The 17,538-nt window shown below is 68.6% G+C and carries 15 protein-coding genes and 1 pseudogene; 5 read left to right on the top strand and 11 right to left on the bottom strand.

Features of this window, described 5'->3' with window-relative positions; genetic code table 11:
- A pseudogene (locus A5727_RS28540) lies at positions 1-138 on the bottom strand (NUDIX hydrolase); the annotation flags it as partial.
- 112 nt (positions 139-250) lie between these two features.
- Between A5727_RS28540 and A5727_RS20970 the strand changes: the two are divergent.
- Together A5727_RS20970 and A5727_RS20965 are read left to right on the top strand one after the other, a co-directional pair.
- Positions 251-1,747 carry a CCA tRNA nucleotidyltransferase gene (locus A5727_RS20970; protein ID WP_068254327.1) on the top strand — a complete coding sequence of 499 codons (1,497 nt, stop codon included), beginning with the start codon at positions 251-253 and terminating at the stop codon, positions 1,745-1,747.
- 5 nt (positions 1,748-1,752) lie between these two features.
- The gene (locus tag A5727_RS20965) at positions 1,753-2,283 is read left to right on the top strand and encodes a pullulanase (RefSeq protein ID WP_068254324.1); all 531 of its coding nucleotides are present in this window, start codon (positions 1,753-1,755) and stop codon (positions 2,281-2,283) included.
- Positions 2,284-2,453: 170 nt separating this feature from the next.
- Here the strand turns inward: A5727_RS20965 and A5727_RS20960 are convergent, their stop codons facing one another.
- Both A5727_RS20960 and A5727_RS20955 read right to left on the bottom strand, forming a co-directional pair.
- Positions 2,454-3,224 (bottom strand): TIGR03084 family metal-binding protein, encoded by a 771-nt coding sequence (locus A5727_RS20960; RefSeq protein ID WP_068254321.1) that lies wholly within the window; start codon positions 3,222-3,224, stop codon positions 2,454-2,456.
- Between the two features lie 16 nt (positions 3,225-3,240).
- Positions 3,241-4,521, bottom strand: coding sequence for an MFS transporter (locus A5727_RS20955; protein WP_068254319.1), 1,281 nt, complete (start codon positions 4,519-4,521; stop codon positions 3,241-3,243).
- A 116-nt stretch (positions 4,522-4,637) separates the two neighbouring features.
- Between A5727_RS20955 and A5727_RS20950 the strand changes: the two genes are divergently transcribed.
- Positions 4,638-5,243 carry a YqgE/AlgH family protein gene (locus A5727_RS20950; protein WP_068254317.1) on the top strand — a complete coding sequence of 202 codons (606 nt, stop codon included), beginning with the start codon at positions 4,638-4,640 and terminating at the stop codon, positions 5,241-5,243.
- A gap of 4 nt (positions 5,244-5,247) precedes the next feature.
- Here A5727_RS20950 and purU read toward each other — a convergent pair whose 3' ends face one another.
- Genes purU through A5727_RS20935 form a run of 3 tightly spaced genes read right to left on the bottom strand, consistent with a single transcriptional unit; the run spans position 5,248 to position 7,473 of the window.
- Positions 5,248-6,141: a formyltetrahydrofolate deformylase gene (gene purU / locus A5727_RS20945; RefSeq protein WP_068254307.1), complete on the bottom strand. Its 894-nt coding sequence runs from the start codon at positions 6,139-6,141 to the stop codon at positions 5,248-5,250.
- 13 nt (positions 6,142-6,154) lie between these two features.
- On the bottom strand, positions 6,155-6,511 hold the full coding sequence (locus A5727_RS20940; RefSeq protein ID WP_068254302.1) for a hypothetical protein: 357 nt from the start codon (positions 6,509-6,511) through the stop codon (positions 6,155-6,157).
- 35 nt (positions 6,512-6,546) lie between these two features.
- A complete protein-coding gene (locus A5727_RS20935; RefSeq protein WP_068254297.1) occupies positions 6,547-7,473 on the bottom strand; it encodes an LpqN/LpqT family lipoprotein in 927 nt (308 codons plus the stop codon).
- A gap of 255 nt (positions 7,474-7,728) precedes the next feature.
- Here A5727_RS20935 and leuS point away from each other — a divergent pair, with 255 nt between their 5' ends.
- Complete coding sequence (leuS, locus tag A5727_RS20930) at positions 7,729-10,587, top strand: leucine--tRNA ligase (protein WP_068254289.1); 2,859 nt, start codon at positions 7,729-7,731, stop codon at positions 10,585-10,587.
- A 124-nt stretch (positions 10,588-10,711) separates the two neighbouring features.
- On the opposite strand, the gene A5727_RS20925 is transcribed toward leuS, so the two are convergent.
- Positions 10,712-11,380 (bottom strand): SDR family oxidoreductase, encoded by a 669-nt coding sequence (locus A5727_RS20925; protein ID WP_068254287.1) that lies wholly within the window; start codon positions 11,378-11,380, stop codon positions 10,712-10,714.
- A gap of 71 nt (positions 11,381-11,451) precedes the next feature.
- Between A5727_RS20925 and ggh the strand changes: the two genes are divergently transcribed.
- Positions 11,452-12,792 carry a glucosylglycerate hydrolase gene (ggh, locus tag A5727_RS20920; RefSeq protein ID WP_068254276.1) on the top strand — a complete coding sequence of 447 codons (1,341 nt, stop codon included), beginning with the start codon at positions 11,452-11,454 and terminating at the stop codon, positions 12,790-12,792.
- A gap of 6 nt (positions 12,793-12,798) precedes the next feature.
- On the opposite strand, the gene A5727_RS20915 is transcribed toward ggh, so the two are convergent.
- The 4 genes from A5727_RS20915 to A5727_RS20900 form a co-directional block, all read right to left on the bottom strand.
- A complete protein-coding gene (locus A5727_RS20915) occupies positions 12,799-14,298 on the bottom strand; it encodes a carotenoid oxygenase family protein (RefSeq protein WP_231992175.1) in 1,500 nt (499 codons plus the stop codon).
- A 166-nt stretch (positions 14,299-14,464) separates the two neighbouring features.
- Positions 14,465-14,941, bottom strand: coding sequence for a MarR family winged helix-turn-helix transcriptional regulator (locus A5727_RS20910; protein WP_068254273.1), 477 nt, complete (start codon positions 14,939-14,941; stop codon positions 14,465-14,467).
- A 68-nt stretch (positions 14,942-15,009) separates the two neighbouring features.
- Positions 15,010-15,744 (bottom strand): amino acid ABC transporter ATP-binding protein, encoded by a 735-nt coding sequence (locus A5727_RS20905; RefSeq protein WP_068254269.1) that lies wholly within the window; start codon positions 15,742-15,744, stop codon positions 15,010-15,012.
- Positions 15,744-17,525, bottom strand: coding sequence for an ABC transporter substrate-binding protein/permease (locus A5727_RS20900; RefSeq protein WP_068254267.1), 1,782 nt, complete (start codon positions 17,523-17,525; stop codon positions 15,744-15,746). The genes A5727_RS20905 and A5727_RS20900 overlap by 1 nt, the downstream gene beginning before the upstream one ends.
- Positions 17,526-17,538 lie beyond the last annotated feature (13 nt).

Raw genomic sequence — 17,538 nt, 5'->3', positions numbered from 1 at the left:
GGGCGGGGGGGGGGGGGGGGTGGGGACGGCGGGGATGTCTGCGGCGCCGTTGGCGGCCGACTGGGCCGGTCCGGCGGCACGACGGCCACGGCGCCGGCCTCGGCGCCGTCGCGGTTTGGCCTGTTCGCCGTCGGACACCCAAGCGATAGTAGCTGGCACGTTGGGGGGCAACGTGCGCACTCGCCGGTGTCCGCGAGGTGCCGACAGCGCCATTAGGCCGCTGTCCTCCTGCGCATTAGGCTCATCGAACGTGTCCGAGCCCCGTCCGCCCGCAGCCGCCGATGAACCCGCGGCCGCTGACGACGCCGCCCTGCTGGCCCGCGCCGCGGTGGCGCTGAACAAGCACGCTGAGCCGTTGCGCGAGCTCGGAGCGCTGTTCGCCGAGGCAGGTCAGCCGTTGTATCTGGTGGGCGGCAGTGTCCGTGACGCGTTGCTGGGCCGGCTGGGTGCCGACCTGGACTTCACCACCCCGGCCCGGCCCGACGAGGTGCAGAAGATCGTGCGCCCCTGGGCCGACGGCATGTGGGAGGCGGGCATCGAGTTCGGCACCGTGGGCGTGGCCCGCCGCGGGCATCGGGTGGAGATCACCACGTTCCGCGCCGACACCTACGACCAGGTGTCCCGCAACCCCCAGGTGCGTTTCGGTGACCGGCTCTCCGACGACCTGGTCCGTCGGGACTTCACGGTCAACGCGATGGCGGTGCGCCTGGATCCGGACCGGCCCGGCGGCATCGGAGAGTTTTTGGACCCGCTGGACGGGCTGTCAGCGCTGCGCGCCGGCGTGCTCGACACCCCATCGGCCCCCGAGGTGTCCTTCGGCGACGATCCGCTGCGCATGCTGCGCGCCGCGCGCTTCGTCTCCCAACTGCAGTTCTCGGTGGCGCCTCGGGTGCGTGCGGCGATCGAGGAGATGGCGCCCGAGCTGTCCCGCATCACCGCGGAACGGGTGGCCGCCGAACTGGACAAGCTGCTCCTGGGCGCCGACCCGGTCGCGGGAATCGACCTGATGGTCCAGACCGGCATGGGCGATCAGGTGCTGCCCGAGGTCGGTGCCATGCGGATGGCGATCGACGAGCACCACCAGCACAAGGACGTCTACCAGCACTCGCTGACGGTGCTGCGGCAGGCCATCGATCTGGAGGAGCCGTCCGAATCCCCCGATCTGGTGCTGAGATGGGCCGCGCTGCTGCATGACGTCGGCAAGCCCGCGACCCGTCGTCACGAAGCCGACGGCGGCGTCAGCTTCCACCACCATGAGGTGGTGGGGGCCAAGATGACCCGCAAGCGCATGCGTGCGCTGAAGTACTCCAAGCAGATGGTCGACGACGTCTCGCAGCTGGTGTATCTGCATCTGCGGTTCCACGGCTACGGCGACGGCAGGTGGACGGATTCGGCGGTGCGCCGGTACGTCACCGATGCCGGTCCGCTGCTGAGTCGCCTGCACAAGCTGGTGCGCGCCGACTGCACGACGCGCAACAAGCGCCGCGCCGCGCGTCTGCAGGCCAACTATGACGATCTCGAGGAGCGGATCGCCGTGCTCGCGGCCAAAGAGGACTTGGCGCGGGTGCGGCCCGATCTCGACGGCAACGAGATCATGAAGCTGCTCAACATCCCGGCCGGACCGGACGTGGGACGCGCCTGGAACCACCTCAAGGAGCTTCGGCTGGACCGCGGCCCCCTCGACCACGACGAGGCCGTCGCCGAACTGCTGCGGTGGTGGAACGAAGAGGGCTCCGCCTCCGTCTGATCCGTATGGATTACTGCCTGGGTGCCGGTGACGGCACGGCCTCGATGCTCAGCGGGGGTCCCGACGTCGACCTCGACGGTGACGGGGTGCTGGACGCGGTCGCGCTGGACTTCGACGGTGACGGACTGCACGACGACGTGCTGGCGGATCTGGACGACGACGGCGTCGCCGATCATGCGGTGCTCGATCACGCCGCGCCGGACGCCGAATGGTTCACCGACGACGGGTCGGGGACGTGGGCCGTGGCCACGACAGCGGCGGGGTCCGGCGCCGCGCAGCCGTCGGGCAGCGGTTCGGCGCTGCGCTGGCAGTCGCTGGACGGTGTGGAGCAGACCGGTGGTCCGCTGGTGGACTTCGACGCCGACGGAGACATCGACGACCGCCTTCTCGACAGCGACGGGGACGGTCTGGCCGACCGCGTCATCGCCGAGGACCGCAGCAGCGGCTACGTGGACACCGACGGTGACGGGCGGATGGACGTCAAGCTCGTCGATACGGATGGCGACGGGTTGGCCGACGACGCCAGCCAGCTGTGAGGCCGGGCGCGCTCATCGACCGGCGCGTGGTCTCTATGGCGCCGGCTCTCTTCGCGCTGGCGCGCTCATCGACCGGCGCGGGTCGTGATGGCGCCGGCTCTCTTCGCGCTGGCGCGCTCATCGACCGGCGCGTGGTCTCTATGGCGCCGGCTCTCTTCGCGCTGGCGCGCTCATCGACCGGCGCCGGGAGGCCCCGCGAAGGCCTGCGCGATCGTCAACCAGTGCTCGGCATCGGGTCCATCGGCGACGACATCCAACGCGGCCCTCGGCCGACGCTGTGTGACCAGCGCGCAGAAGTCCTCGGCCGATCCCGTGACCCGCTGCACGGCGTCGGCGGGCCCCCACGACCAGGTCTGACCATCGGGTGCGCGTAGTTCCACGTGAAACGGTGACGCCGGTGGAGCCTCGCCGTGCACGGTGTACGCGAAGTCCCGGGTCCGGACACCCAGGTGCGCAATGGACTTCAGCCGGTTCGTCGCGGGCCGGGAAACGCCCAGAGCGTCGGCGACGTCGAGGCCGTGCGCCCAGGTCTCCATGAGTCGCGCGGTGGCCATCGACGCCGCACTCATCGGCGGACCGAACCACAGCAGCTTGCGGCCGTCGGCGACGGTGCGCAGCGCGTCGTGCAGGCGGTCTCGGGTCGTGCGCCAATCCGCGAGCAGGGCATCCGGCGGACAGCCGGCCAGCTCGTTGGCGGCCGCGTCGACGAAGTCGGGCACCGACCCGGCCTCGGCGAGCACGTCGGCGAACCGGGACTCGTCGGTGATCGAGATCAGCGCGACGCGGTCGGTCCACAACAGGTGCCCGACCTGGTGGGCGATGCTCCATCCGGGAGCGGGCGTGGGCGACTGCCACTGCTCCGGGGGGAGGGGAGCCACCAGCGAGTCCAGTTCAGCGCTCTCGGCGACGAGATCGTCGACGATCGGTCCGGCGTCGGCCATGGGCCCACGCTAGACCTCAGGTGGCGCGCCGACCGACGAACGCGTGGACGGCCAGGCCGAGCGCGTAGACCGCCGACCCGGCCACGACGAGCAGGGGAGCGTGGCCGTCGGCGGGAACCACGGCCGCAGCCGCGGTGACGGCGGCGATGAATGACATCCAGAACAACGAGTCCTGCACCGCGAACACGTGTCCGCGCAGGGCGTCATCGACGTCGATCTGCATGGCGCTGTCCGCGCACAGCTTGACCACCTGGCCCAGCGCGCCGAGCACGAACCCGCAGATGACCATCACCGCGACCTGGATCCCGGTGGCGGCCAGCTGTACGACGGCGGCCGACCCCAACGCGAGGTTCGCCGTCGCGTAGCGGCCCCACCGGTGCACCAGGGCCGGAGTGATCACCGTGGCCAGAAAGGATCCGGTGCCCGCCGCGGCGGTGAAGATCACCGCCGAACCCAGGCCCGGGACCGAGACCGCCGGGATGTCGGTGTGCCGGACGATCACCAAGACCAGCAGCGTGTTGATGCCGAAGGCGATGCGATGGGCGGCCAGACCGGACAGGGTCGCGGTCACCGACGGCACGGCCAGGGCGGTGCGCGCCCCGTGCAGCCAGCCGGTGGCCACGGCGTAGAACACCGACCCGTGGATGGCACGCGCGGTGTCGTCGGGTCCGAGCACGTGCGACGGGAATCGCAGTGACAGCACCAGCGCGATGCTGATGGGCACGGTGACCATGAAGATGATCGCCGACGAACCGGTGTCACCTGCGCCGATGAGCCAGCGCGGCACCAGCATGAACATCGCGCCGGCGAAGGTCGCCAGCGCACCGGTGGCGGTGGCGACGGAGTTCATCGACACCACCTGATCGCGCGGAACGACGTGTGGCAGGGCCGCGGACAGCCCGGACGCCACGAAGCGGGTGAAACCGTTGACGATCAGCGCGCCGCACAGAATCGCGAACTCGCTGGACCGGGTGGCCAGCAGGACACCGACTCCGAGTGCGAGCAGCAGGCGCCCGGTGTTGGCGCCCACCAGCACCAGTCGGCGATCCCAGCGATCCAGCAGCGCACCAGCGAACGGTCCGAGCGCCGAGTAGGGGAGGAACAGCACCGCGAACGCCCCGGCGATCTGCCACGGGGTGGCCGCGCGTTCGGGGTTGAACAGCAGCGCACCGGCGAGCCCCGCGGAGAACAGGCCGTCGGCGAACTGGCTGACTACGCGGAGTTCGAGGAGGCGGCGGAAGTCGCGCAGGCCGCGCACTGACCGCCAGACGGCGAGGGTGCCGCGCGCGTCAACCACTCCCACACTCCTCGCTCACGGGATCCATCGATCGACGCCCCGGGTCCACAGTACAAATATCCTTGCGCGCCGCGCTTGTCAGCCACAGCGGGGGTCTCGGGTGCGATGATGGAGCCATGCCTGGGCCAGAAGACCCCGAGGACTACGTCGCACCCGCGGCCCACCGGGTGCGCGCGGGCACGCTGCTGCTGGCCAACACCGATCTGCTCGAGCCGACGTTCCGGCGCAGCGTGATCTACGTCGTCGAGCACAACGACGGCGGCACCCTGGGCGTCGTGCTCAACCGGCCCAGCGAGATGGCCGTGTACAACGTGCTGCCGCAGTGGGCGAAGCTGACCTCCAAGCCCAAGACGATGTTCGTCGGCGGCCCGGTCAAGCGGGACTCGGCGCTGTGCCTGGCGACCCTGCGGGTGGGGGCGGATGCCCACGGTGTGCCCGGCCTGCGGCACGTCTCGGGCCGGATCGTGATGGTCGACCTCGACGCCGACCCCGACGTGCTGGCTCCCGTCCTTGAAGGTGTCCGGATCTTCGCGGGCTACTCGGGCTGGACGATCGGCCAGCTCGAGGGTGAGATCGAACGCGACGACTGGATTGTGTTGTCGGCGTTGCCCTCTGATGTTCTCGTCGAGCCCAAGGTGGACCTGTGGTCTCGGGTGCTGCGCCGTCAGCCGTTGCCGCTGTCGATGCTGGCGACCCACCCCATCGACACCAGCCGCAATTGACCGACTAGAAGACGATCGTCTGATTGCCGTGCCGCACGATGCGGTCTTCGCAGTGCCACAGCACGGCCCGGGACAGCACCACACGCTCGACGTCGGCGCCGAGGCGACGCAGGTCGTCGACGCCGTGGCGGTGATCCACCCGCACGACGTCCTGTTCGATGATCGGGCCCTCGTCGAGTTCCTCCGTGACGTAGTGCGCGGTGGCGCCGACGAGTTTGACGCCCCGTTCCTTGGCCTTGCGGTAGGGGGCCTCGCCGACGAACGCCGGCAGGAACGAGTGGTGGATGTTGATCAGCGGGCAGCCGATCTCGCTGAGGAACCGCGGTGTGAGCACCTGCATATAGCGCGCCAGCACCACGAGATCGACGTTGCCGCGGAGCAGGTCCAACTGGCGGGTCTCAGCTTCGGCGCGAATGTCCTTGTGGGCGGGCACATGTAGGAAAGGCACACCGAAGGGACGGACCTGGTCGGCCAGGTCGGGGTGGTTGGAGATCACCATGACGATCGACATGTCCAACTCGCCGCGACGGTTGCGCCACAACAGGTCCAGCAGGCAGTGGTCCTCACGGGAGGCCAGGATCGCCACCCGCTTGGGTTTGGCGGCCTCGGTCAGCTGGAAGTCCATCCCGAACTCGGCGGCCACCCGGTCCCTGAAGGCACGCTCCATCTCGTCACGGGCCGCGGACAGACCCGGCATGTGAAAGATGGTGCGCTGCATGAATGTTCCGCCGGTCTGGGCGGTGGCGTGCTGATCCAGCGAGATGATGTTGGCGCCGGTCTCGGACAGGAACGAACTGATCGACGCGACGAGTCCGGGGCGGTCGTCACAGCGCAGCAGCAGCCGACCGATGTCCTGGGCGGGCAGAGACGTGGCCGAGGGGAAACCGCCGGTGGTCATGGGCTCTGACTCCTCAGTGGCACGACAGGGTGCAGGCCGCGCAGCTTCCCGCGCAGTCGTCGGCGGGTGCGGCCGCAGCGGCCTGCTCGCGCTCGACGGCGAACCGGGCGCCCTGCCAGGAACCCGCGGCCACAGTGCCGATGGCGCCGAGCACACAGACGATCAGGACCAGCAGACCCATCCGCTGGTCGCCGGCCAGCGCCACCACACCGCCGGCCGCCAGCATCGCAGCGGCCGCCAACTGGGTCGGCGCGACAGCGCGGCGCACCTGCACGGCAACATCGGCACTCGCGGGGCGGGTCAGCGTCCACAGCCCGGATCCGGCCGACGCCACCGCCGCGCACAGGCACAGCACACCGGCGATCAACATGGGGTCACCTTATCGAAGGTGCCCGGGTGCCTGCGCTAGCCGGTCGGGGCGACGGGTGCCGGCAGGGCCGGCGCCGCGGCGGCCGCAGGTGGTGCCACCACCGGTGCGGGGGTGACGGCGACAGCCGCCGGATCGGTGACCCGGAAGCCGTTGACGATGGCATCGGTGGCATCCGCGGTGGCCACGGCCTGGTTGACCGCCGTCGTCACCGACAGGCTGACCAGGTAGCGATCGTCGCCGGAGGTGGCGATGACGTGGCGCCGAGATGTGTTCAACGCCATATCGTTCTCGCGATAGGTGCCCTCGATCTGCGCTGACGGGAATCCGCCGAACGGCGCCAGCGAGGCGTCGGTGGTCTGCCAGTTGGCCAGCTGCTGGCTGTCGACGAACCCGTGGGTGATGGCCTCGGTGGGGTCGAACGATCCGACAAGTTTGTAGATGACCACCTGGGCGTTCGACGTGTACAGACCGTCGCCGCCGACTCGGTCGGCGATCACGGCGTAGGCATCCGGCACGTTGGGGTCGGGCACCTGGGTCCAACCGGTCGGCATCGGCAGCGTGATCATCAGCGCTCGGAACTCGCGGGGATTCTGCGCCTCAAGGGTGACGCCCTTGTCGGCGAAGTAATCCCGCAGGGTGCCGGACGTGGCCGGGATCAGCGCCGGGGTCGGCGCGGCCTGGACCGGCGCGGCCTGGACCGGTTGCAGGGCAGTCTGGGGCGTGAGTGCGGTCTGGGTCAGCTGTGAGCTTGGCGTCAGCGGCACCGTGCTGGGGATCGGAGTCACACCGGTGGTCACCGCTGCCGGATCGACGCTGACGGTCACCGGGGTGGGGACCGGCGTGGGCGGTCCGGGCACGATCGGTTCGGCGGCGGCGGTGGCCCCTGCGAACCCCATCACACCGGCGATGCCGGCAGCGGCTCCACCTGCGAAAACCCGCCAGCCACGGGTCATGGAGAACATGTTTGTCGGTCCTTCCCTGTCTGGCAGGCGAGTCCGAAGCCGCCTGCTGTCGACGACTGTGGCGATCACGCCACCCCAGGTCACGGGCCGACACTAACCATGCTCGCGCACCCCAACCAGCCCCGTGGACGGGTTGGAACAGACCTGGAATCAACTGCTGACAGCCCCGCAACTCAACCGAGACCATCCCGTTGCCGACGGCGGGCCGTTCGGCGGGCTTTTTGGCCCGCGGCGCTGGCCTTATACCCTGTCCTGGTGACCGAACCCCAGACCGCCGGAGGAGCCGAATCCGACGCACCGCAGTTCCGCTACAACGCAGAGCTGGCGGGTCGGATCGAGCAGGACTGGCAGGAGACCTGGGCCAGGCTCGGGACTTTCCACGTCCCGAACCCCGTGGGCGAGTTGGCGCCCGCCGACGGTGCACCGGTGCCGCAGGACAAGATGTTCGTGCAGGACATGTTCCCGTACCCGTCGGGCGACGGCCTGCACGTCGGTCACCCGCTGGGCTACATCGCCACCGATGTGTACGCCCGGTACTTCCGGATGACCGGTCGCAACGTGCTGCACGCGCTGGGCTTCGACGCCTTCGGTCTGCCCGCCGAGCAGTACGCCATCCAGACCGGCACGCATCCGCGCACGCGGACCGAGGCCAACATCGTCAACTTCCGGAGGCAGCTCGGTCGCCTCGGCCTGGGTCACGATGCCCGGCGCAGTTTCTCGACCACCGACGTCGACTACTACAAGTGGACGCAGTGGATCTTCCTGCAGATCTTCAACGCGTGGTTCGACACCGAGGCCAACCGCGCGCGGCCCATCTCCGAACTGATCGCCGAATTCGAATCCGGCGCACGCACTCTCGATGACGGCCGGGTCTGGTCGGAGCTGGACGCCGGTGAGCGCGCCGATGTGATCGACGGGTACCGCCTGGTCTATCGGTCGGATTCGATGGTGAACTGGTGCCCCGGACTGGGCACCGTGCTGGCCAACGAAGAGGTGACCTCCGAGGGGCGGAGCGAGCGCGGCAACTTCCCGGTGTTCCGGAAGCGGTTGCGGCAGTGGATGATGCGGATCACCGCCTACTCCGATCGGCTTCTGGATGACCTCGATGTGCTGGATTGGCCGGACAAGGTCAAGGCCATGCAGCGCAACTGGATCGGGCGCTCGGTCGGCGCCAGTGCGCTGTTCGCGTCGCAGGCCGGCGACATCGAGGTGTTCACGACGCGCCCCGACACCCTGTTCGGCGCCACCTATCTGGTCCTTGCGCCGGAGCACGATCTGGTGGACACCCTGGTGAGCGCGCAGTGGCCCGACGGTGTCGACGAACGCTGGACCTATGGCGCCGCCACCCCGGTGGAGGCGGTCGCCGCCTACCGCAGGGCGGTGTCCGCCAAGTCGGATCTGGAGCGCCAGGAGAACAAGACCAAGACGGGTGTGTTCCTCGGCGCCTACGCCACCAATCCGGTCAACGGCGCGCAGGTGCCCATCTTCATTGCCGACTACGTGCTGGCCGGGTACGGCACCGGCGCCATCATGGCCGTGCCCAGCGGAGATCAGCGCGACTGGGAGTTCGCAACCGAGTTCGGCCTGCCGATCGTGGAAGTGGTTGCGGGCGGCGATGTCTCGCAGGGCGCCTACGCGGGCGACGGCGTGCTGGTGAACTCCGACTACCTCAACGGCCTGTCCGTCGTCGACGCGAAGAAGGCCGTCATCGAACGCCTGGTGGCCGATGGACGGGGTCAGGAGCGCGTCGAGTACAAGCTGCGGGACTGGCTGTTCGCGCGGCAGCGGTACTGGGGTGAGCCGTTCCCCATCGTCTACGACGCCGACGGACGAGCCCACGGCCTGCCCGAATCGGCACTGCCCGTCGAACTTCCAGACATCGAAGACTATTCGCCGGTGCTGTTCGACCCCGAGGATGCGAACAGCGAGCCGTCGCCGCCGCTGAACAAGGCGACTGAATGGGTCCACGTCGAGCTGGATCTCGGTGATGGGCTCAAGCCGTACAGCCGTGACACCAACGTCATGCCCCAGTGGGCGGGCAGCTCCTGGTACGAGTTGCGCTACTGCGATCCGCACAATCAGGATGCGCTGTGCGACAAGGAGAATGAGCGGTACTGGATGGGTCCGCGGCCGGCTGAGCACGGCCCGGCGGATCCGGGTGGCGTTGACCTCTACGTCGGCGGCGTGGAGCATGCCGTGCTGCACCTGCTGTATTCGCGGTTCTGGCACAAGGTGCTCTTCGATCTCGGGCATGTCAGCTCCAGCGAGCCGTACCGCCGCCTGATCAACCAGGGCTACATTCAGGCCTTCGCCTACACTGATTCGCGCGGCGCCTACGTGCCGGCCGCCGAGGTCGTCGAACGGGACGGCAGGTTCTTCTGGACCAGTCCCGACGGCGAGATCGAGGTCAACCAGGAGTTCGGCAAGGTCGGCAAGAGCCTGAAGAACTCGATCTCACCGGACGAGATCTGCGACGACTACGGTGCCGACACCCTGCGCGTCTACGAGATGTCGATGGGCCCGCTGGAGGCGTCGCGGCCGTGGGCGACCAAGGACGTCGTCGGCGCGCACCGCTTCCTGCAGCGGGTCTGGCGACTGGTGGTCGACGAGCAGACCGGCGCCGAACGGGTCAGCGAGCACGAGGCGCTTGACGACGCCACCCGCAAGGCACTGCACCGCACGATCGCCGGTGTCGCCGAGGACTATGCGAACCTGCGCAACAACACGGCCGCGGCCAAGCTGATCGAGTACACCAACCACCTCACCAAGGAGGGGGTGACGGCGCGCGCCGCGATCGAACCGCTGGTGCTGATGCTGGCGCCGTTGGCGCCGCATGTCGCCGAGGAGTTGTGGCGTCGACTCGGCCACGACGGCTCGCTGGCGCACGGACCGTTCCCCGTCGCCGACGAATCCCACCTGGTGGAGGACACGGTCGAGTACCCCGTGCAGGTCAACGGCAAGGTCCGCGGTCGCATCACGGTGTCGGCGGACGCCGATCGGTCGGCGCTGGAGGCCGCGGCCCTGGCCGACGATAAGGTGCAGGCGTTCCTGGCGGGTGCGACGCCGAAGAAGGTCATCGTGGTGCCGGGCAAGTTGGTGAATATCGTCGCGTGAGCGACAGGGCCCGGCGTAGCGACAGGGCCCGGCGTGAGCGACAGGGCCCGGCGTAGCGACAGGGCCCGGCGTAGCGACAGGGCCCGGCGTAGCGACAGGGCCCGGCGTAGCGACAGGGCCCGGATCATCCCCGGGGTCTGACGATCACTTCCTGCACGTCGGCGTCGGGAGGTGTGGCCACCACGTCGGCCACCACCTGCGCGACGGTCTCGGGGGACAGGAACCGCGCCGGGTCGTACTCGCCGCCCTCGTAGGCGACGAGGTCGCGCTGCATGTCGGTGTCGATGCGGCCCGGGTAGACCGTCGTGACCCGCAGCGAGGGCTCGTCGACGCGCAGCGAGTCGGCGAAGGCCCGCAGCGCGAACTTGCTGGCGGCATATGACGCCAGCCCGGGGGAGGGGTTGCGGCCCGCCCCGGAGTTGATGAACACGACATGACCGTGTGCCGCGCGCAGCGCCGGCAGCAGGGCGAGTGTCAGCGCCACCGCGCCGACGACGTTGACCTCGAACGTCACGCGCCACTCCTCTGCGGAGCTCTCGGCGACCCGCCCCGGAAACACCACGCCCGCGCAGTGCACGAGCACGTCGAGTTCGGCGAGCACCTCGGTGCTGGCTTCGATGCTGGCCGGATCGGTGAGTTCCAACGGCCAGGTCGGCGCGCCGAGACGTTCGGCGACGGCGTCCAGCTCTGCCGAGGGGCGTCCGGCCAGCAGCAACGTGTGGGTCGGTTCCAGGGCGGTCGCGATGGCCGCCCCCAGGCCCCGGGAGGCACCCGTGATCAGAGCTGTCGGCATACGGCCCACCCTAATCCCGTCGTCGGTGCCCTCGGCGCGCGGTCGACCGCGCACCGAAGCACAATGAGAACGTGGCCCCGGATCCCAGCTTCACCCCGACCCAGCTCTCGGCGCGCGCCGCGTACCTGCTGCGGGGCAATGATCTGGGCACCATGACGACGGCGGCGCCGTTGCTGTACCCGCACATGTGGAGTTGGGATGCGGCGTTCGTCGCGGTGGGCCTCGCGCCGCTCAGTGTGGAGCGCGCGGTCGTCGAACTCGACACCCTGCTGTCGGCGCAGTGGACCAACGGCATGATCCCGCACATCGTGTTCGCCAATGGCGTCGACGGCTACTTTCCCGGGCCCGCGCGGTGGGCCTGCTCGGCGCTCGCGGCGACGGCACCGCGGAACCGGCACACGTCGGGAATCACGCAGCCGCCTGTGCACGCGATCGCGGTGCAGCGGATTCTCGATCATGCGCGCCGGCGGGGGAGGTCCACCCGTGCGGTGGCCGAGGCGTTCCTCGATCGCCGCTGGGATGATCTGGTGCGATGGCACCGTTGGCTCGCAGAGCAGCGCGACCAGGCCTCGCGGGGCCGGATCACGCTGTACCACGGGTGGGAGTCCGGGATGGACAACTCACCTCGATGGGATGCCGCCTACGCCAACGTGATTCCCGGCGCCGTTCCGGAGTATCAGCGCGAGGACAACAACATCGTCACCGATGCCAGCCAGCGTCCGTCCGACGGCGAGTACGACCGCTACCTGTGGCTGCTGGAGGAGATGAAGGCCGCGCGGTACGACGACGAGCTGCTGCCCAAGGTGATGAGTTTCGCGGTCGAGGACGTGTTCGTGTCGGCGATCTTCTCGGTGGCCTGCTCGGTGCTGGCCGAGATAGGTGAGGAGCACAAGCGCCCGCTCTCCGACGTCCGCGAACTGTACGGTTGGGCCGACCGCTTCCGCGCCGGCGTCGTCGAGACCACCGACGAGAGAACTGGTGCGGCAAGGGATTACGACCTGCGGACAGAGCGCTGGGTGGCCACCGAGACGGTGGCGCAGTTCGCGCCGCTGCTGTGCGGGGGGCTGCCGCATGACAAGGAGCGCGCCCTGCTGCGGTTGATGGAGGGCCCGCGATTCAGCGGGCATCCGGATCTGAAGTACTCCCTGATCCCGTCGACCTCACCGGTGTCGCGGGACTTCCGGCCGCGGGAGTACTGGCGCGGACCCGTGTGGCCCGTCGTCACCTGGCTGTTCTCATGGTGTTTCGCACGCCGCGGCTGGGCCGAGCGTTCCTCGATGCTGCGCCGAGAAGGCCTGCGGCAGGCCAGTGATGGCACCTTTGCCGAATACTACGAACCGTTCACGGGCGAGCCGCTGGGCAGCATGCAGCAGTCGTGGACCGCGGCTGCGGTACTGGACTGGCTGGGCTGACCCGGCTCACACCCCCAGGATGGTGGGATGGGGCAGCGGCGCTTCCGGCCGGGCCACCCGTCGGCTGAATGTGCCATGGAAACCCAGCGGCAGGTGGTGCTCCAAATGCGCCACGGCCAGCGGCCCAGCCTCGAGATCGCGGGCGTCGAGGATCACCAACTGCGAACGGTGACTGGGGAGATCATGGTTGACGGCCAGCAGCCATCCGTCGTCCTCCGCCACGCCGCCCGGACGGGCGACGAACAGCGGCTCGCCGGTCTGGCTCAGCCCGAAATCGCACCGCGTGGTGGTCCCGGTTCGATGGTCGATCTTGACGATCGAGTTGTAGTGTCCGCGGTCCGACGTCGCGGCAGCGGCATAGGTGACGGAGTGCTCGCGGGTGGAGCGACGCCAGTCGTACTGCGGGAACTCCATCGGGAAGACCTCGGAGAGAACGGTTTCGGTGATCCGGCCCGACGGGCTGATGCGGTAGCGGGCCAGATGGCCCCGGGGCCATTCGTCGATGACGAGGTGGGCGCGCGGATTGGCCGGGTCGATCGGGCGCTCGGTCTCGCGGCCGATGCGGGCGAACACCGTGGGGTCGATGAAGCGGATGAACTCGACGACCGTGTCCGTTCCGTCTTCGAACGCGTTGGTGACGTGGACGTGGGCGAGCGGGGGATGTTCGATGATCCGCGGTGCGGAGCCGTCCCGGGGGACCAGAACGAATCGCGTCGAACCGTTTCGGAGTTGGTATTCCAGCGAGCGCTCCAGTGATCGGGTGCGGAAAAGCTCCTTGAGGCTGGGCCGCACCGGATCCAGAACGAACACCAGATGCCGTGCAGTGAGGGCGAAGTCGTGATTCCAGACCATGTCCCACAGCGGGATCGAGGTCAGTTCGGTGTTGCGACCGGTGCTGTCGATGCGATGACAGCGCAGTCGCGGTGTTGGGAACAGGTCGAGGCCGAAGTTGAAACACTCCCGGGTGTCCGGGTCCCACTTCGGATGTGCGGAGAAGGCGCCCACGTAACCCAGTCGGTCGCCGGGAAATGATTTGGTGCCCAGCGTCTCCAACGTGTCCGGGTCCACCTGGTGCGGTGGGCCGCCCTCCCACAGTGCCAACAGGTCCCCGCACAGCGAGACGATGTTGGTGTTCGCGGTGTTGGCCGGCCAGCGCAGGTTCCCCCGGAGTCCCGGTGCGTTGGTGGTGATTCCGCGGGTCTGCATCGTGCCGCGCATGCTGTCGCGGAACTGCGGCGTCCGCACGTAGCGGTTGGTGAATCGGACGCCCGATCCGTCGAGGATGAAGCGCGACACCATGCCGTCGCCGTCGAACATCGTCTTCACGACGGTGTCACCGACCTCGAACTTCCCCGGGCCGATCCGGAACAGCGTGCCCACGAGGTCTGCCGGCAGCGCGCCGTCGATGTCGCGCACGGGGTAGTCGTACTCGCGGTAGAGCGACGCGAAGGGGCGAGCGTTGAGATCCTGGTCGGCTGCCGGTTCGGCGACGAGCTCGGTCATCATGCTCCCATCTGACAACGGATGTTCTCAGTTTGGTGTGGTGTGACTCGGGATGTCAAGAGGGGAGCCGACGGGCGGTAGAAGGGAGGGACACGGGGCGGGCGCGGTCATCTGCTGTCCGAGGATCACCAAACCCATTGCCGGGCAGGAGAAGCCCGCCGACCTCTGATCACTCAGCCGGGCGGGGCGGCTGTTCGCCTGCCAGTCGCGACAGCGGCCCGAGAGCGGCCTCAAGCACGGTCAGATCGTCGGGACTGAGTTCGCGGAGCATCGCCGCGAGCGCGGCATGGCGATGGGCGAGCGCCTCGACGTGCTGGGCGCGACCCTCGGGAGTGATCTCCACCAGCACCGCACGCAGGTCTGAGGGATCCTTGCTCCGCTTCACCAGGCCCAGCTTCTCGAGCCGCCGGATCGCCACCGTCGTCGTGGGTGTGCGCACCCGCTCGTGGGCGGCCAGTTCCGTCATCCTGATCGGCCCCTGATTGAGCAGCGTGACCAGGATCGAGAGCTGCGCGAGTGTCAGTTCATCCGCCGCCTCACGGTGGGCGTCCCCCCGCCGCAGGATGCCGAACAGTTTTGCCAGCGTACGGTGCAGACCCTCCGCAAGCTCGGTCACCTCAGGAACGGTGGCTCCGCTTTCTGCCATAGTTTGGCAGTCTAACCTGTCTGTGCCTGTCACGAGTTGGTCCGCGCCCCATTTCCGAACCGGCGTCCTCAGAGCACCTGGGACAGGAAGCGCTGCAACCGGTCGGTCTCAGCGGCGTCGAAGATGCGTTCGGGCGGCCCGGACTCGACGACCTGGCCGTGATCCATGAACACCACGGAGTCGGCGACCGACCGCGCGAAGCCCATCTCGTGGGTCACCATCACGATCGTCATGCCGTCGGCGCCCAACTCGGCGATCAGCGTGAGAATGCCCTTGACCAATTCGGGATCCAGCGCTGAGGTGGCCTCGTCGAAGAACATCACCTGTGGCGACATCGCCAGCGCCCGCGCGATCGCCACGCGCTGCTGCTGACCACCGGACAGCGTGCCGGGCCGGACGTCGGCCTTGTGGCGCAGGCCGACCCTTTCCAACTGCTGCAGGGCCAGTTCGGTGGCCTCGTCCTTCGGCAGTCCCTTGAGTTTGCGCGGCGCCAGCCTGACGTTGTCGAGCACGCTGCGGTGTGGGAACAGGTTGAACTGCTGGAACACCATCCCGATCCGCTGACGCAGCTGGTCGGGGTTGTCGCCGAGCACCGACCGGCCGTCGAGCAGGATGTCGCCTTTGTCGGGTTCGTACAGCCGGTTCAATGTGCGCAGCAGCGTGGATTTTCCGGATCCGGACGGGCCGATTACGGCAGCCGTGGTGCCGGCCGGCACGTCGAGATCCACACCCCTCAGGACCCGGTTGGGGCCGAATGCGAGATGGATGTCCTTGGCTGTCAGGGAGACTGAGTCGGGTGCCATCAGATCATCTCCTGGTGTGCGACTCCGCTGGTCGGCGCCAGCGGATCCTCGGCAGAGGCGGTGCGTCCGCGCCGGAGGCGGGCGTCGATCCAGTTCACCAGGTGGGTCAACGGAATGGTCAGGGCCAGGTAGAACAGTCCGGCGGCCACCAGCGGAGACAGGTTTCCGGTCTGCGCGTTGAGGTCTCGGCCCACCTGGAACAGTTCCCGCTGGCTGGCGATCAGGCCCAGGAAGTACACCAGTGACGAGGCCTTGAGCAGTGAGATGAACTGGTTCACCAGTGCGGGCAGCACTCGTCGCACACCCTGCGGCACCACCACGAGGCGCATCGACGACGTATAGCTGAACCCGAGTGCGCGCGACGCCTCCATCTGGCCGGCCTCCACGCTCTGGATGCCGGAACGCAGGATCTCACCGATGTAGGCCGCGGCCATCAGTCCCAGAGCCGCGATGCCCAGCGGATAGGGATTGTTGCCGGTGAGGCCGCCGACGATCGGCCCGAAGCCCAAGCCGATCAGCAGGATGATCACCACCTCGGGCAGCCCGCGGAAGACGTCGGTGTAAACCCTTGCCGGCCAACGCAGCAGCCGTGAACGCGAGATGCCGGCGACGGCCAGGCCCATGCCCAGCACCAGTCCGATCACGCTGGCACACACCGTGAGGATCAGGGTGTTCGGCAGGCCGGTCTTGAACAGGTCGGGGATGGCCTGTCGGTACAGGTCCCAGCTGAAGAACGCCGTGCCCAGTTGGGCCAGCGTGGATTTGGGTGCCGTCGACTCGGTGGGCGCGGGTTGTTCCCGGCCGGCCGCGATCGCGGCGAAGTCGGGCAGTTGCGGTTCCGGTGCGGCCTTGGAGCCCGGCTTCCAGCCCGGGGGCAGCGCGCGCGGCACCCAGTCGGAGTAGAGCCGAGACCAGGTCCCATCGGCGATGACGGCGTCGAGCCCGGCGTTCAGCGCGTCGATCAGCGGCCGGTTCTCCTTGGCGACGGCGTAGGCGACGAAATTGTCCAGGCTGAACGTGTTTTCGACGATCTGGGCGGGATCGCCGGCCGCCACCGTGCCGATGGCCTGCTGCGATGGCGCCACCCACGCGTCGATCTGCCGCGTCTTGAGGCTGCCGTAGACGGTGTTGTAGTCCGGAAACTTCACCGGATCCAACCCCAGGGTGTCGACGAGGTAGGCCTCCTGCACCGTGCCCTGTACGACGCCGATCCGCAGGCCCGGTTTCAGCTGCGAGAAGCTCGTGATCGGTGATCCGGTGGGAACGACCAGCGAAAAGTAGCCGAAGTCATAGCCATTGGTGAATCCGACGGTCTGTCGGCGGGCGTCGGTGGTGGTGATCGACGAGGATCCGACGTCGAAGCGGCGGGAGGCGACCTGCGCGAGCAGGCCGGAGAAGTCGGTGCCGACGAACTCGACCTTCAGCCCGAGCTTGTCGGCGATGGCGCGCAGCAGTTCGTTGTCGAATCCGGTGAACTGTCCCTTGGAGTCGATGCAGATGCTTGGCGGCGCATCGGACAGCGTGCCGACGGTGAGCGTGCCGGGCCGGCTCAGCCCCAGCCGGGAGATGTCGACGGAGTCCAGGGGGATCACCGAGTCGGTGGTGTACTTGTCCTCGCTCGGACCCTTGGCGGCGGCCGCCAGATTGGTGGGCAGTGCACTGGCGCTGTCGATGCCGGGCGGTGCGCACTGATCGGCCGACGCGGGCGCCGCCAGCATCAACCCGAGTGCGAGCAGTCCCACCGTGACCAGTGCCAGAAGCCGGCGAGGGGAGAATGTCATTGGTCGAACGTAG

Origin of the sequence: Mycobacterium sp. ACS4331 (assembly GCF_001667265.1) — a bacterium.
Lineage (GTDB): Bacteria > Actinomycetota > Actinomycetes > Mycobacteriales > Mycobacteriaceae > Mycobacterium.
This window is presented reverse-complemented; position numbering and strand designations above follow the sequence as displayed.

Bases quoted from the DNA above. Each gene is read 5' to 3' on its own strand.
- A5727_RS20965 (WP_068254324.1), top strand. From the start codon at position 1,753: ATGGATTACTGCCTGGGTGCCGGTGACGGCACGGCCTCGATGCTCAGC.
- A5727_RS20960 (WP_068254321.1), bottom strand. From the start codon at position 3,224: ATGGCCGACGCCGGACCGATCGTCGACGATCTCGTCGCCGAGAGCGCT.
- A5727_RS20950 (WP_068254317.1), top strand. From the start codon at position 4,638: ATGCCTGGGCCAGAAGACCCCGAGGACTACGTCGCACCCGCGGCCCAC.
- purU (WP_068254307.1), bottom strand. From the start codon at position 6,141: ATGACCACCGGCGGTTTCCCCTCGGCCACGTCTCTGCCCGCCCAGGAC.
- A5727_RS20940 (WP_068254302.1), bottom strand. From the start codon at position 6,511: ATGTTGATCGCCGGTGTGCTGTGCCTGTGCGCGGCGGTGGCGTCGGCC.
- A5727_RS20935 (WP_068254297.1), bottom strand. From the start codon at position 7,473: ATGTTCTCCATGACCCGTGGCTGGCGGGTTTTCGCAGGTGGAGCCGCT.
- A5727_RS20925 (WP_068254287.1), bottom strand. From the start codon at position 11,380: ATGCCGACAGCTCTGATCACGGGTGCCTCCCGGGGCCTGGGGGCGGCC.
- A5727_RS20915 (WP_231992175.1), bottom strand. From the start codon at position 14,298: ATGATGACCGAGCTCGTCGCCGAACCGGCAGCCGACCAGGATCTCAAC.
- A5727_RS20910 (WP_068254273.1), bottom strand. From the start codon at position 14,941: ATGGCAGAAAGCGGAGCCACCGTTCCTGAGGTGACCGAGCTTGCGGAG.
- A5727_RS20905 (WP_068254269.1), bottom strand. From the start codon at position 15,744: ATGGCACCCGACTCAGTCTCCCTGACAGCCAAGGACATCCATCTCGCA.
- A5727_RS20900 (WP_068254267.1), bottom strand. From the start codon at position 17,525: ATGACATTCTCCCCTCGCCGGCTTCTGGCACTGGTCACGGTGGGACTG.